Genomic DNA, 15,278 nt, shown 5'->3' with positions numbered 1-15,278 from the left:
AAAAGGTGGGAATTACCCACCTCTTATTTAAGCAAGAAAACCAGCAAAAAAGTCCAGAGTTTCCTTCAGCGCTTTGATGAAAATATCAATTTCTTCGCGGGTGTTATAGAAAGATAAACTTACCCGTGCGGTTCCCGGTAAACCTAAGTGACGGTGTAATGGTTGAGTGCAGTGGTGTCCAGAACGAATCGCTACGCCTTCTTGGTCTAATAATGTCGATAAGTCGTTAGGATGGACATCTGCGGCTGTAAATGCAGCTAATGCAGCCCTTCCTTCCCCTTTCGCGTTAGGTTTGGGGCCGTAAATTGTGATTTGGGGTATTTGCGCTAATTGTTGGAACAAATACGCTGTGAGTTCGGCTTCGTAGGCGTGGATTTTATCCATCCCAATGTTACTAAGATAATCTACCGCCGCTCCTAATGCGATCGCCTCCGCAATTGCTGGAGTACCAGCTTCAAATTTATGGGGTAATTCGGCGTAGGTAGAATGATCTAAATACACATCTGCAATCATCTCACCACCACCAAAAAATGGTGGCATTGATTCTAACAATTCCAATTTACCATACAAAAACCCTATACCAGTGGGGGCGCACATTTTATGACCGGAAGCAACCAACCAATCACAGTCGATTTGTTGCACATCCACAGGCATATGCGGTACACTTTGGCAAGCATCAACTAATAATTTCGCACCGTATTTGTGAGTAATTTTGGCAATTTCTGCGACTGGATTAATACAACCCAAAGTATTAGAAACATGACTCACAGCGACTAATTTAGTTTTGTCAGAAATCAGGTGTTTAAACTGTTCTAAATCAAAACTACCTTCTGGTGTCAATTCGACAAACTTTAACACCGCACCCGTTTTTTGTGATACAAGTTGCCAGGGAACAATATTACTGTGGTGTTCCATCACCGACATAATAATTTCGTCTCCCGCTTGCAAATTGTTCATCCCCCAGCTGTAAGCTACCAGATTAATGGCTTCACTGGCGTTGCGGGTGTAGATGATTTCTTGACGTGAAGCAGCATTAATGAATTTAGCAACTTTATCTCGCGCACCTTCATAAGCATCAGTAGCTTTAGCACTCAGAGTATGAGCGCCACGATGCACATTAGCATTATATTGTTCGTAATAATCCCGCAGAATATTTAACACGAACAAAGGTTTTTGGGAAGTAGCTGCATTATCCAGATAAACCAAAGGTTTCCCGTTAACTTCCTGATGCAATATCGGGAAATCAGCGCGAACTTTATTAGCTAGGGTTTTGGTAGGGGTGAAAGTCATTGGTAATTAGTCATTAGTTATTTGTCATTAGTCATTAGTCAAAGACTTGAGACTATTGACTGTGTTTAATAGGACTGCTTGCAGAGATTTGACTGGGATTTGGTTGATAATTTCCGCAGCAAAGGCATTAATTAACAACTTACGCGCATCATCTTCGTTAATTCCCCGGCTTTGGAGATAAAAAATTTCATCATCTTCCAATTGACTAACGGTAGCACCATGAGCGCATTTCACGTTGTCGGCGGTAATTTCCAACTGGGGCTTAGTATCAACTCTAGCCTTTGATGATAACAATAAATTGCGATTTAATTGACCGGCATTTGTTAACTGTGCGGCTTTCGGTACAAACACCTTGCCATTGAACACTGCATGAGCGCGATCGCCTACAATGCACTTATGTAACTGTGTACTGGTACTATGGGGATGATTAAGTGCGATCGCACTGTGAGTATCACCCACCTGTCTATCAGAAATCATCGTCAAACCGTTGAGAGTCGTTTCGGTTTGTTCACCAGTTTGCAAAATTTCCAAGTTGTGGCGCGATAACTTACCACCAAAGCTCAAAGCATGACAAGTATATCGGCTATCACGAGCTTGAGTAACAGCAGTCTTCCCCACATGAAAAGCCTCTGCACCTTCGCGCTCAATTCTAGTATGACTCACCTGAGCATTTTCACCCAGCCAAACTTCCGTAACCGCATTAGTGAGGTAAACCCCCTCATTCTCTGCGCCTGTGCGGTTAATAAAATCTTCCACCACAGTCACACTAGCACCAGTTTCCGCCACCACCAAACAACGAGGCTGAGAAACCATCGCTTGTTCACCAGCAACCGCAATAAATAACAGATGAATCGGCGTTTCCACAATCACATTCTTAGCCACCCAAACAACCGCCGCATCAGAGATACCAGCAGTATTGAGAGCAGTAAAAACTTCCTGTGAACCCTCAGCTTGTGCTAAATACTGTTTAACAACCTCCTGCTGAGACTTGGAAAAACCCGCCAAATTACCAACAACAACCCCAGAAGGTAAATCTGCAACTGCGGATAAATCCGGCGCATAAACACCATTAACAAAAACCAAACGACTATTAACAGCCTCTGGTAAAGTTAAAGCCGAAATATCAACTGATTTTAATTGTGTTTCTACATGAAACTGCACTTGACGCAGTGCTGACAAATCAGTAAACCGCCATTCTTCCTCGCGGGTAGTGGGGATACTGGAATGACGCACCCAATTAGCAGCACCTTGGCGTAATTCCTGCAAAAACTCTGCGGCGCTTGCTGCGGTTACTTCATCTAACAACCCAGTCAGATAACTATCTTTATCCAACAGAGTAGAAGTCAAACTCACAGCATTCGAGTTAGGAACCGGACTAGGAGAAACTTGAATAGTCATTACACACCCACCTCAGCACCTTCCAGAACCCAGTCATAACCGCGCTCTTCCAATTCCAGCGCCAAATCCTTACCACCACTCATGAGAATTTTGCCATTTGCCATCACATGGACAAAATCAGGCACAATATAATTAAGTAAACGTTGATAGTGAGTAATCATAATCGTGGCATTTTCTGGGTTAGCCAATTGATTCACACCATCAGCCACAATTCTCAGAGCATCAATATCCAAACCCGAATCAGTCTCATCCAGAATACCCAACTTTGGTTCCAGCAGAGCCATTTGCAGAATTTCATTTCGCTTCTTCTCACCACCAGAAAAACCTTCATTCAGACTGCGGTTGAGGAAAGAAGGATTCATTTTGACAACTTCCAACTTTTCCTCAATCAAATCATCAAAATCGAAAGCGTCCAACTCCTCCAAACCCTGAGCCTTCCGCCGAGAATTATAAGCCACCCGTAAAAAATCCAAATTACTCACACCTGGAATTTCCAAGGGATATTGGAACGCCAAAAACACACCTAATCTAGCTCGTTCCTCCGGTTCCATTTCCAGTAAATTCTTACCTTCAAAAATCACCTCACCACCAGTCACCTCATAAGCAGGGTGTCCAGCCAAAACCTTAGAAAAAGTACTCTTACCAGAACCATTCGGTCCCATAATTGCATGAACTTCCCCAGAGCGAACCTCAAGATTCAAACCCTTCAAAATCGGAGTCCCATCAACACTAGCCGTCAAATCCTTAACAGACAGCACAACTTCGCTATTTTCAATAATCATCTTTTCTCTTCTCTTATCTTCTCTTACTCTGCGTCCTTGGCGGCTTGGCGGTATGCGCTGCGCGCACGCTCCGCGAACGTTAATCCAAATCCAAAACTACCCAACACTACCTTCCAACTTCATACTCAAAAGCTTGTCAGCCTCCACAGCAAACTCCATAGGTAGCTGATTAAAAACATCCTTACAGAAACCGCTAATCATCATCGAAATAGCGTCCTCCGGCGAAATACCCCGTTGAGCAAAATAAAACAATTGGTCCTCACCAATCTTAGAAGTAGAAGCCTCATGCTCCACCTTCCCAGAATTATTCTGCACCTGGATATAAGGAAAAGTATTAGCATGGGCATTATCGCCAATCAGCATCGAGTCACATTGAGAATAATTTCTCGCACCCTTAGCCGTAGGATTCACCTTCACCAAACCGCGATAACTATTACTAGAATTACCCGCCGATATACCCTTAGAAATAATCGTACTGCGAGTATTTTTACCCACGTGAATCATCTTCGTCCCCGTATCAGCTTGCTGCATATTATTAGTCAGCGCCACCGAGTAAAATTCACCCACAGAATTATCACCCACTAACACACAGCTAGGATACTTCCAAGTAATCGCCGAACCTGTTTCTACTTGAGTCCAGGAAATCTTAGAATTGACACCCTGACACAAACCGCGCTTGGTGACGAAATTATAAATTCCACCTTTACCCTTTTCATCACCGGCGTACCAGTTCTGCACAGTGGAGTATTTAATTTCCGCATTATCCAGGGCGACAAGTTCCACCACAGCTGCGTGTAATTGATTGGTGTCATACATCGGCGCAGTACAACCTTCTAGGTAGGAAACATAGCTACCTTCTTCAGCCACAATCAAAGTCCGTTCAAACTGTCCTGTATCACCGGAGTTGATGCGGAAATATGTAGAAAGTTCCATTGGGCATTTTACGCCTTTAGGAATATAGACAAAAGAACCATCACTGAATACAGCACCATTTAAAGCGGCAAAATAATTGTCGGCTGGCGGAACGACGCTACCCAGATACTTCCGCACAAGTTCGGGATGTTCTTGTAAAGCTTCCGAAATTGAGCAAAAGATAACTCCATCTTCAGCGAGTTTGTCCTTGAATGTGGTAGCAACAGAAACGCTATCAAAAATTGCATCGACAGCCACATTTGCCAGACGCTTCTGTTCAGAGAGAGAAATACCCAATTTTTCAAAGGTTTCCAGCAGGGTAGGATCTACCTCATCTAAGCTGTTGAGCTTGGCTTTCTTCTTTTTGGGCGCGGAATAGTAGATAATATTCTGATAGTCAATAGCTGGATACTTGACACTCGGCCAAGTTGGTTCCGTCATTTTTAGCCACTGGCGATAACATTTGAGGCGAAAATCTAACATGAACTGTGGCTCGTTCTTCTTGGCGGAGATCAAGCGAACAACGTCCTCATTTAGTCCACGTGGGATAGTGTCAGCTTCAATATCTGTAATAAAGCCGTACTTGTAGGGTTGGTTGACTAAGGTTTTGGCAGTGACACTCATCGGTATTAATCTCTTGTGTTCAGAACTGTAAGCGTGGAATTTCTTTACGAAAATCTCTTTAAGGATGGGAGACGGGCTGTTTAGCCTTTTCCCTTCTCGTGTTTCCGAGTGGTAACACGGCTGTTAAAATAGGACTTTGGGAGTAAAACAACTTGTAGGTTGTTTAATTTATTTTCATTTTACGCTAAATTAACAACAAGAATGTTGTTAAAGTCAAATTTTCTAAAAAAAATATTTGGGGACGTTCATGCAGCGTCTTGTAGAGCAAAATGGAGACTACTCACCAGACCTCAACCAAGCAAGATATTCTGGAATATCTGCTTAAGCGCTCACAAGCAACTGCTTTTGAGTTAGCCGAAGTTTTAGATGTCAGCAAGCAAGCAATTCGTCGTCATTTGAAAGATTTGGAGACAGAAGACCTAGTTTTGTATTCATCTGCACAAATAGGTATGGGACGGCCACAGCATATCTATAAGTTAAGCCGCCGAGGACGCGATCGCCTGCAACGGAGTTTAAATGATTATCAAAGCGATCGCTACGGTGAATTTGCTGTTTCACTGTTGGACACTTTAGCCCAAACCGTAGGCCGTGACCAAGTAACCTCGATTTTACAAAAACAGTGGGAGCGTAAAGCTCAAGAATACCGCGATCGCGTCGGTAACGGATCACTAGAAGAGCGTGTAGCTAATTTAGTGACTCTGAGAAAAACTGAAGGATTTATGGCAGAATATCACTCAGTGGAATCCTCACAAGAAGATAGCTTTATCTTCATGGAACATAACTGTGCCATTTCCAATGTCGCTGAGTCGTTCCCTAGCATCTGCGGTCATGAATTAGAAATGTTTGCAGCCGTACTACCAGATTGTCACGTAGAACGTACCCATTGGATTATCGATGGTGAACATCGTTGCGGCTATTTGGTACAAGCTCGACCAACACAATCACATTCAGTTTAAATCATGGCTAATATTTGAGTGGTAAGGCTTTTTACTAATCAATAATTATTGATTGTCCATGAATCAACATTTAAATAGGTGTAAAAACTAAATATATGGATATACCACCACAGCAACCAACAACCCAATTCCTCTCCTTAGAAGAATCAGGAAAAGTAGATGCAGCGTTGCTGTCTTCTTCAGAAAAATTTTTAACCAGATTAACGATTTCATCCCTCAAACTTTTAAAGCATATCGCCCAAGAATATGGTGTGGCTATGGAAGATTTAACCACACAGCAACTAATTAGTTGGTTTGAAAAGGATGCGAAAATTAAACGAGAGCAAGGAATAGAAGCTTCTTATTTAAAATGGTAAAAGAGACTGGAAAGAGGCAGGGAGCAGGGGAGAAGAGGCAGGGGGGCAGGGTGCAGGGGAGCAGGGTGCAGGGGGAAACAAACTTACTCAAAACTTTCTTCACTCAAAACTTTCTTCACTCAGCACTCAGCACGGGCTAAACGCCCCGCTACCGCTAACAGCACTCAGCACTTTCCCCACACTCAGCACTTTCCTAAGCCCGATAATTGTTACCTCTAGGACTGCGCGCGCCCACAACAGCACCCATGAGAGCCGCAGCTAAACTCAGCAAAGAACCCAATACAAACCACCACAAAGCTCTGGAAGTAGCCGCAGCTATTTGACGGGCTTGTTCAGCAGTGACAGTAGTTGGCGGTACGGGAACGCCTGGTTGAACAGCCTGGGGAGGTACAGCTAATGCAACATTGGGAGCCACAATACCAAAAGTACCCCAGACTCCACTGGCCAATAGCCAAGAACTCAAGGCGATAGTAGTAGCCCAGAGAATTGCGCCATTGAGTAGGGCTGTATTCCGGTTCATTGGCCCACAAGTACGAGCTGTCACCCAACCACCAATGAATAGGGAAATTAACAAAGCAATAGTTGACCAAATACCCACATTAGCAGCAACATCAGGTGTTATGGTTCTGGGCGCTCCTGAGCCGGCAATTGTACCTGCTCCGATAGCGCCAAACAAGGAACTCAAGATTAATTGAGTTGCTAAGGCCACCAATACGCCAGCAATTATTGGACCCCAGCGCACCCGATCATGATATTCAGCTACTCTACCTGCTGCTGCGGGTTCATTAATAACATCATCGCCTACGCGATTTACGTATGACATAGTTTATTTTCTCCATTGCTTTATCAGCAAAGTTTTTTCGCAGTTATATTCATTTGATGATTCATGCTTATGCTTAAAATTAAATTGCCAGATATGATTTTTAATATCTATCAATAGAAGGAGTTAATCACTCTATCTTCAGCAGGAATAACTAAAATTACTTCATAAAATTTATTGATTCTTTATGTCTATTTTTTTAGTGCTAAATTTTGGATTGCTTGATGATTTGCATATATATAGCCATCCTATTTGATTTATGAATTTATCGTTCGCGTAGCGTGCGCGAAGCGCATACCGCCAAGTTGCCTAAAGCCTTCGGCATAGCTAGAGCCTCCGGCACGCTAACGCGAACGCTTAACGCGTAGCGTCTCCCCTTGGGAGAAGGTCGCCAAGTGAAGAAGTCAAGAGGTTCAGACATGATTTAGGACTGCTATATTAATCCTTAATAAGTTATAAACCAATACGGTTCAGTTAAGAAAATTGTAGGTTGGGTATAACAAAGTGAAACCCAACAAAGTCATGCAAATGTTGGGTTTCGTTCCTCAACCCAACCTACGTAGACGTTGACTTTTAGTCTTAACTGAACTGTATTGAGTTATAAACATCAAAATTTATAGCAAGGTGCTGAGTATAATTCGGTAAATATAAAAATTAGGGGCGGGTTTACTAATATCATTCACCATTAATGAGGATATTGGTAAACCCGCCCCTACAAGGTTTTAATTTATCTTGCTAATCCTACACTCTTGCTGGTAAAGATGCTCTGGCTGGTTTCTCTAACGCCCGACCTTGATTGTTATTGACTTCTTCCGCCGCTAATAACTCCCGAATTAACCGGGCTAAGGCTTTTTGGGTGAGGCGATTGGTAATTTGTTGACCTAAACGCTGGACACCTGGATTTACTAACAATTGAGCCAGTTGGGGCGCTAGTTGTAGTGGGTCAAAACCACGAGTTTCTCGGAGAATATTTAAAATATTTTTAATATGCTCTAAGGTTTGTTGTTGTTCAACTGTCGCCCCTGGGGTTTCGTTAACTGCTGTCAAACCTACTCGTTCTCGTAGCACATAAGTGAAGTTATGCAGAACATTTTTGCCTACAGCATTGAGTCCATTCACAAATTCATCTACCAGCCTGTCACGAATAAATGCACCACGTTCTGAAGAGAGAAATTCTACTCCCTGGTCTAAAACTAGATTGAAGTCGTAATCCTGATTTTTCTTCGCATTACGTAACAAGTTTTCTAACCGATTCCAACGGAATTTTTTATCCTTAAACAGCAAATTTTGCAGCGATGTTCTTAATTGCGGTGCTTGGTCGGTTAACAGGCGTTTCGCAACATAAGGATAAGCTTCGCTGAGAACTTTGAATTCCGGGTCGATATATATCGCAATACCTTCCAAAGTTACCAGGGAGCGAATAATTAACGCGTAGTACGGAGGGACGCGGAAGGGATACTCATACATTAAAGCTGAGAGTTCATCAGTGATGCTTTTGATGTTTAAGTCAGCAACACTGGCTCCTTGAGCATCCGCAAACACTCTCGCAAATGCGGGAATAATCGGGGTTAGGTCTGTTTCTGGGGATAAAAAATCTAACTTTACGTAGTCGTTGGCTAAACCTTCAAAGTCACGGTTAACTACGTGAACGATCGCTTCAATTAAACCATATCTTTGGGGCGGCTGTACCTCACTCATCATCCCAAAGTCGAGATAAGCCAGTTTACCCTCTGGTGTGGCTAACAAATTTCCAGGATGGGGGTCAGCATGGAAAAATCCGTGTTCTAGGAGCTGGCGCAGTGAGCATTGGACACCCACTTCAATCAAATAACGAGCATCTATACCTTGGGCGTTAATCTCGGCTGTTTGGGTTAATTTTGTGCCGGTTATCCACTCCATCGTCAACACGCGACGATTGGTGTATTCCCAATAAATTTTCGGTACGTAAATATCTTCTATATGACCATATAACTCAAAGAAGCGTTCGGCATTTTCTCCTTCATGAATATAATCCATCTCTTCAAAGATGCGATCGCCTAATTCATCGAGGATACCAACCAAGTCACTGCGGATTCGTTTAACTCTGTTTTTTACCCAAGCAGCCAATTGGCGCAAAATAAACAAGTCAATGGCAATTCTTTCTCTTAAATCAGGACGTTGAACTTTAATGGCGACTTCTTCACCCGTTTTGAGTTTACCCTTATAAACTTGCCCCAAAGAAGCAGCTGCAATGGGCTGAAGCGAGAGTTCGGCGTAAATCTCTGGGGGTGGTGCGCCTAATTCTTCTTCAATAAATTGGTAAGCAATTTCGTTAGCAAACGGCGGTAATTGGTCTTGTAACCGGGTTAATTCTTCTAGATACGCAGGGGGGACTAAATCCGGTCTAGTGGATAAAGCCTGTCCAATTTTAATATAAGCAGGCCCCAGTTTGGTGAGTAATTCTCGCAACTGCACGGCTCGACGCTGATCTTTTTTCACGGCTATTCCCCGGCGGCTGTCCCACCACAACCCAAAAACCAAGGAAATAGTCGGCCCCAACACGGCAAAAATCCGTTGTAAAACTTTCAGGGGGCGGTGGCGATAATATTCTCCTATCTCTTGGGGATCGTAAAGTATGGCATCAGTCTCTAGATTTTGGTTTATGCGTTTTGGTGAACGAACAACCAAGGTTGATTGGCCATTTTTTGTTAATACTTCAGTCACTTGTGGTTCGTCCTCGGGTTTTCAGGAAGTCGGGGGAAGTGTCTTGACAATCGTGAAGTCAGCCACTGATCAGATCAACTATGTAAAGTATTGTAACAATAAGTTTACAAACAAGCATCCCTCAAAAGGAAAAAATTCAACTTTTTGATTGATGGTGTACCCAATTCATGACAATTACTGTAAAAGCAATCAAGAGTTTTGCTACACTTAAAAATGGGCGTGTTAGTTCAATAATAATAGATATTTCTAGTTTTCTAAGTGCTAAGTGCAAAGGGCTGAGTCAAGACATCGCCTGAAAAACTGCTGACTCCAAATTCTCTGACAAACTTAGCAATCAATATTCAGGAAGGAACAAAGGAGAATTTGGCTTGATGTTGCTTTGCCTACGAATCCAAAATTTTGCCCTGATTGACCAACTAGAACTGGAATTTGGCGCTGGACTGAATGTATTAACAGGTGAAACTGGTGCAGGAAAATCGATTATCTTAGATGCTATTGATGCGGCTTTGGGCGGTAAAGTCTCTAGTCGAGTCATTCGCACGGGGACGAATCGCTCAACGGTAGAAGCTACTTTTACATCTAATCCGGCTTTAACGGCTTGGTTGATTGAACAAGAAATAGATTTAATTGAAGATAACTGTGTCATAGTTAGCCGAGAAATTACCGCAACTACCAGTAATATTCGCAGTCGTTCACGGGTGAATGGGGTGTTGGTAAATCGGCAAATTATGGGAGGTTTGCGCGATCGCCTGGTGGAAATTACCGCCCAAGGTCAAACTGTACAGGTGGGACAATCTGCCCAAGTCCGAGAATGGTTAGATGTGTATGGTGGTGACTCGCTGCTACAACAGCGTCAAATCATCGCCACAGCCTTTAGTGCTTACCAAAAAGCCCATCAAATATTAGAAAAACGTCGGACATCAGAACGGGAACGTCTACAGCAACTAGACCTCCTGACCTATCAAATCCAGGAATTGGGAACTGCTAACCTCCAAGATCCCCAGGAATGGGATCAATTGGTGCAAGAACGGGAACGCCTCAATCATGTAGTGGAACTGCAACAGATGAGTTACAAGGTATATCAGTCCTTGTATCAAAATGACAATGAAACCCCAGCCGCCGCAGATTTATTGGGGGACAGCGAAGCCACATTAACTGACATGGTAGAGTATGATTTCCAACTGCAACCTTTGTTAGATTTGGTTAGGGATGCTCAAACTGTCATGATTGAGGTGGGAAGACAAATTAATGCCTATGGAAGTAGTTTAGAAGCTGATCCCCAACGATTGCAAGAAGTAGAAGAACGGATTCAAGAATTAAAACAAATTTGTCGTAAGTATGGACCGACTCTGACAGAAGCGATCGCATATTACCAAAGCATCCAAGGGGAATTAGCAGAACTCAATGATAGCGAACACTCGATTGAAAGTCTAGAACAGCAGGAAAAAGCCTGTTTTGTCCAGCTGACCCAAGCTTGTGCCAAGTTAACTAAATTGCGTCGTCACACCGCAGCACATTTAGAATCTCAATTGCTGTGTGAACTCAAGCCTTTAGCGATGGAAAAGGTGAAGTTTCAAGTGGAGATAGCTGCTATTTCTCCCACCGCCGCAGGTGCAGACAAAATTACCTTTATGTTTAGCCCTAACCCTGGGGAACCACTGCAACCGTTAATTGCGATCGCCTCTGGTGGTGAAATGAGTCGATTTTTATTAGCACTAAAAGCGTGTTTTTGTCAAGTAGATGCCGCCGAGACAATGGTATTTGATGAAATTGATGTGGGAGTTTCTGGGAGAGTAGCGCAGGCGATCGCCGAAAAATTGCATCAGCTGAGTCAAAATAACCAAGTATTATGTGTTACCCATCAGCCTTTAATTGCAGCGATGGCTGATCGACATTTCCGTGTAGATAAACAAACAATCACTCAAAGTAGTAATACTGAGCAGAGGACTGTAGTTAGAGTCACGAATTTAGAAAATCTCAGCAACCGCCGAGAAGAACTAGCGCAGTTAGCTGGGGGTAAATCTGCCACGGATGCGATCGCTTTTGCTGAGTCTTTATTATTACAAGCTGCTCACCATCGTCGCCAAGAAATAAATTAGCTCCAACTCCCCCCTCTCCTCGCTTGCGGAGAGGGGCTGGGGGTGAGGTTCCGTGGGTTCAGTTGTCGCGTAGAGCAACGCACCATCCTAAATTTCGGTGTATGAGGACTAACGTCTGCTATGCTTTTTCTCCCCTCCTCGCTTGCGGGGAGGGGCTGGGGGTGGGGTTCCGTTCAATTTCTAGTCATCAAACCCCTAGATTGCTGCACCAAACGCAGAAACTCACCCCGATAGCCTTCTTCATCTTCTCCCCTAGCTTGAGTAGCCAAATTCATCACCAAATCCAAATCCGCATTTCCCTTATATTCAGAATCACGCAGTACCATTCCAAAAGTCGCCACCGCAGCCGCAAATCTCAAATTTGTGGAAGCTATTCGGTCAGCTTTGAAATCACTATCTGAGATAGTTTGGGTAATCAGTTGACTGGTGCTGTCCTGGGGTAACTTATAGCGGAGTTTTACCAACATCATCTCATTTTCAGATGAAGTAGTCACACCAGAACGCTGATACCGCAACGGGTCTACCTCCGGGAGTTTTACATCACTCTTCGTACCCGTGGGAATCACCTCATACAATGCTGTCACAGAATGACCAGCCCCAATTTCCCCTGCATCTTTTTGATCATCATTGAAATCCTGGTTTTGCAACAGGCGGTTTTCGTAGCCAATTAAGCGGTATGCTTGGACTTTAGCGGGATTAAACTCAACCTGAATTTTCACATCCTTGGCAATAGTAAACAGAGTTCCCCTAATATCATTAACTAAGACTTTTTTAGCTTCCAATAAAGTATCAATATAGGCGTAATTACCGTTACCCTTATTAGCTAGCTGCTCCATTTTGCCATCTTTATAGTTACCAGTCCCAAATCCCAGAACCGTGAGAAAAATTCCCTGATCTCGTTTCTGTTCAATTAATCGGGTCAATTCAGCATCACTAGAAACCCCGACATTAAAATCTCCATCGGTAGCTAAAATTACTCTATTATTCCCAGACTTGAGGAAGCTTTGTTTAGCGATGTTATAAGCCAATTCAATCCCCTCACCACCAGCCGTAGAACCTCCCGCCTCTAAGCGGTCAATGGCCGCCAAAATTTCTGCTTTCTCACTCCCAGAGGTAGCAGGTAATACTAACCCCGCATTTCCTGAATAAACTACCAAACTTACCCGGTCTTGAGGACGTAGTTCATTCATCAGCAATTTTAGGGACTGTTGTACCAAGGGTAATTTATTTGGTTGATTCATAGAACCAGAAACATCAATCAGAAATACTAGATTGCTGGGTGGTAAAGTTTCACTCTTTAAACGTTTACCTTGCAAACCCACCTGTACCAGTTTGTGTTGAGGATTCCAGGGAGCAGCAGTAACTTCAGTATTGACAGAAAAAGGGCGATCGCCTCTGGGTTGAGGATAATTATAAGTAAAATAGTTAATCATTTCCTCTATTCGCACAGCATCTTTGGGTGGTAATTGCCCTTGAGTAATAAACCGTCGCATATTACTGTAGGATGCTGTATCTACATCGATAGAAAAGGTAGAAAGAGGCTCATTACTAACGCGATGAAAGGGATTATCGTCAATCCGGTTGTAATTCTCTGTGTTGAATGTACCACCTGTTTGAGATTCAGGGGCGACCATTCCCTGAATACTCCTACTAGCTGGGAGTGGAAGGCTACTAGGACTGACAAAGCCTTGATCTTGGACAGATACCGACGGCATACTAGAAGGTGGAACTATCTTTGCAGAGGCGGGTCGAGGATTTGAGGTAGACTCAGCTTGATTGAGTTCTCTGGTAGTTTGAGTGGGAGTAATGTTACGACGAACTGCTAATTCATCGATGGAATTGCTTAGGGTGACTAACTCTGGAGCAAATTTTTTCTGTAAGCGTTGCAGGGTTTGGAGGTCTGTTTGAGCAACTGTTGTAGAGTCGGTTGCTATTTGCACATTGATTCGCTCGATACAAGTATTCAAGACTCTCGCAAATTCTGTCCTGGTTATAGGAGAAGTACCAAAGTTTTGGACAGAGACGACACAACTATAATTTTTTACTAATACCTGGAGAGCTTGGTAGTCCGGGTGATTGGGTAGAATGGAGTTTACTGGAGTAGTTTGATTAGCTGGAATCGCAATTGTCCCAGACTGATGTAAAACGGCAATTCCTACTGATGGTATTAACAATAATAGCGTTAAAATACTCACTCGCTGCCACATTTTGGACGGAATCGGGTAAGACATTGCTAAATCCTCACACTCAAATTATTTGGTGATGTTTGCCCTGTTGCACATACCTAGAATAGTCCTGTCTAGCCTGATATTTCCTCACTGTTACCGTTTTGGTAACTGTCGCATTTTTAACTCGCGTCCAACTCCCCCCTCTCCTTAGTAAGGAGAGGGGCTGGGGGTGAGGTTCTATACTGGTACAGCCACATTTTTCAAAATAGTCATTGGCCCTTGTTCTTTAATCACCTGCATTTGTTCCTGATTTCGCACCAGCAACGCACCCGCAAATCCCAACGAGTTGACAGATATAGAATCAAAATTTTCGTGCGATCGCGGTACAATTAACATCCATTCTCGTGTCGCTAAAAGATTGTAAGCCCCAGATTGTTTATTGTCATCAAGAGCCTCTAAACCCACAGAACTTAATAAGCTCTGATATAGCTCCAGAGTTGTTACTGCGGCTTCTAACGGTGAATTACTCCAACTTGGGTCTAATTTTGCTAAAGCATGAATAAAGGGCAATTCCGGTACAGTGGTTATAGAATCTGTAAATTGTGCTGATTTCAGTAGCGGTTCTATCGGTATTTGCAACCCTGACGGTGTTAGTGGTAGGGGTACTATTTGCAGATGTTTATGTGGCTGACTTGCTCCCGAAATCTTACCACCATTGTAGAACGCCAAACCCTCAAACTCAGCCAGACAAGCCCACATAGCCGCAAAATCGTCTAGCGTGAGTAATTTTTCCTGTTCTTCAAAGGCGCGAGTAATAATTAGTAGGTGATAGTCAACAACGTTGAATTTGTTTAATATACAAACATGAGTTTGGGAAATATCCGCTACGAATAAATCTTTCTCATAGGGAAGAAAAGGATTAGTTTTTTTCTCTTGCCGCTTGGCTGTGTCTTTGCGGATCAGATTTGATAAGATTCTGACTAAAAATTTGATCCCATTTTGCTCGACAAATTCAAAATCTGTTGGTATTGATAATAACGCGCCACATTGCAAAGCATTTTCACTCTGTTCTTTGATACTTTTCCACAAAGTGCCAGGTTTGAGTAATATTTCTCTCTGGGCGATTTCGTTGTTTTGAGGCATGGTGAAATATTGTATCAATTTTGAGTG

11 protein-coding genes are annotated in these 15,278 nt (G+C 43.1%); 3 read left to right on the top strand and 8 right to left on the bottom strand.

What is annotated here, in order from left to right; translation table 11 throughout:
* Positions 1 to 27 precede the first annotated feature (27 nt).
* From ACM0OW_RS07165 to sufB, 4 genes are all read right to left on the bottom strand, one after another.
* Positions 28 to 1,290, bottom strand: coding sequence for a SufS family cysteine desulfurase (locus ACM0OW_RS07165; protein WP_414549339.1), 1,263 nt, complete (start codon positions 1,288 to 1,290; stop codon positions 28 to 30).
* A gap of 27 nt (positions 1,291 to 1,317) precedes the next feature.
* On the bottom strand, positions 1,318 to 2,688 hold the full coding sequence (sufD, locus tag ACM0OW_RS07160; RefSeq protein ID WP_414549338.1) for a Fe-S cluster assembly protein SufD: 1,371 nt from the start codon (positions 2,686 to 2,688) through the stop codon (positions 1,318 to 1,320).
* A complete protein-coding gene (gene sufC / locus ACM0OW_RS07155; RefSeq protein ID WP_414549337.1) occupies positions 2,688 to 3,470 on the bottom strand; it encodes a Fe-S cluster assembly ATPase SufC in 783 nt (260 codons plus the stop codon). The genes sufD and sufC overlap by 1 nt, the downstream gene beginning before the upstream one ends.
* Positions 3,471 to 3,566: 96 nt before the next feature.
* On the bottom strand, positions 3,567 to 5,006 hold the full coding sequence (gene sufB, locus ACM0OW_RS07150) for a Fe-S cluster assembly protein SufB (protein ID WP_414549336.1): 1,440 nt from the start codon (positions 5,004 to 5,006) through the stop codon (positions 3,567 to 3,569).
* A gap of 269 nt (positions 5,007 to 5,275) precedes the next feature.
* On the opposite strand from sufB, the gene sufR reads away from it, so the two are divergent.
* Both sufR and ACM0OW_RS07140 read left to right on the top strand, forming a co-directional pair.
* On the top strand, positions 5,276 to 5,962 hold the full coding sequence (gene sufR / locus ACM0OW_RS07145) for an iron-sulfur cluster biosynthesis transcriptional regulator SufR (protein WP_414549335.1): 687 nt from the start codon (positions 5,276 to 5,278) through the stop codon (positions 5,960 to 5,962).
* A 95-nt stretch (positions 5,963 to 6,057) separates the two neighbouring features.
* Positions 6,058 to 6,318: a hypothetical protein gene (locus ACM0OW_RS07140; protein ID WP_414549334.1), complete on the top strand. Its 261-nt coding sequence runs from the start codon at positions 6,058 to 6,060 to the stop codon at positions 6,316 to 6,318.
* A 193-nt stretch (positions 6,319 to 6,511) separates the two neighbouring features.
* On the opposite strand, the gene ACM0OW_RS07135 is transcribed toward ACM0OW_RS07140, so the two are convergent.
* Complete coding sequence (locus ACM0OW_RS07135) at positions 6,512 to 7,141, bottom strand: hypothetical protein (RefSeq protein ID WP_414549333.1); 630 nt, start codon at positions 7,139 to 7,141, stop codon at positions 6,512 to 6,514.
* A 738-nt stretch (positions 7,142 to 7,879) separates the two neighbouring features.
* Positions 7,880 to 9,841: an ABC1 kinase family protein gene (locus tag ACM0OW_RS07130; RefSeq protein WP_414549332.1), complete on the bottom strand. Its 1,962-nt coding sequence runs from the start codon at positions 9,839 to 9,841 to the stop codon at positions 7,880 to 7,882.
* A 371-nt stretch (positions 9,842 to 10,212) separates the two neighbouring features.
* Here ACM0OW_RS07130 and recN point away from each other — a divergent pair, with 371 nt between their 5' ends.
* The gene (recN, locus tag ACM0OW_RS07125) at positions 10,213 to 11,940 is read left to right on the top strand and encodes a DNA repair protein RecN (protein WP_414549485.1); all 1,728 of its coding nucleotides are present in this window, start codon (positions 10,213 to 10,215) and stop codon (positions 11,938 to 11,940) included.
* A 173-nt stretch (positions 11,941 to 12,113) separates the two neighbouring features.
* Here the strand turns inward: recN and ACM0OW_RS07120 are convergent, their stop codons facing one another.
* Positions 12,114 to 14,171 (bottom strand): YfbK domain-containing protein, encoded by a 2,058-nt coding sequence (locus ACM0OW_RS07120; RefSeq protein WP_414549331.1) that lies wholly within the window; start codon positions 14,169 to 14,171, stop codon positions 12,114 to 12,116.
* Between the two features lie 174 nt (positions 14,172 to 14,345).
* The gene (locus ACM0OW_RS07115; protein WP_414549484.1) at positions 14,346 to 15,233 is read right to left on the bottom strand and encodes an ATP adenylyltransferase family protein; all 888 of its coding nucleotides are present in this window, start codon (positions 15,231 to 15,233) and stop codon (positions 14,346 to 14,348) included.
* Positions 15,234 to 15,278 lie beyond the last annotated feature (45 nt).

Origin of the sequence: Anabaena sp. CCY 0017, assembly GCF_963920885.1 — a bacterium.
Lineage (GTDB): Bacteria > Cyanobacteriota > Cyanobacteriia > Cyanobacteriales > Nostocaceae > Nodularia.
This window is presented reverse-complemented; position numbering and strand designations above follow the sequence as displayed.

Coding starts and splice junctions, on each gene's coding strand:
- ACM0OW_RS07165 (WP_414549339.1), bottom strand. CDS start 1,290: ATGACTTTCACCCCTACCAAAACCCTAGCTAATAAAGTTCGCGCTGAT.
- sufD (WP_414549338.1), bottom strand. CDS start 2,688: ATGACTATTCAAGTTTCTCCTAGTCCGGTTCCTAACTCGAATGCTGTG.
- sufC (WP_414549337.1), bottom strand. CDS start 3,470: ATGATTATTGAAAATAGCGAAGTTGTGCTGTCTGTTAAGGATTTGACG.
- sufB (WP_414549336.1), bottom strand. CDS start 5,006: ATGAGTGTCACTGCCAAAACCTTAGTCAACCAACCCTACAAGTACGGC.
- sufR (WP_414549335.1), top strand. CDS start 5,276: ATGGAGACTACTCACCAGACCTCAACCAAGCAAGATATTCTGGAATAT.
- ACM0OW_RS07140 (WP_414549334.1), top strand. CDS start 6,058: ATGGATATACCACCACAGCAACCAACAACCCAATTCCTCTCCTTAGAA.
- ACM0OW_RS07135 (WP_414549333.1), bottom strand. CDS start 7,141: ATGTCATACGTAAATCGCGTAGGCGATGATGTTATTAATGAACCCGCA.
- recN (WP_414549485.1), top strand. CDS start 10,213: ATGTTGCTTTGCCTACGAATCCAAAATTTTGCCCTGATTGACCAACTA.
- ACM0OW_RS07120 (WP_414549331.1), bottom strand. CDS start 14,171: ATGTCTTACCCGATTCCGTCCAAAATGTGGCAGCGAGTGAGTATTTTA.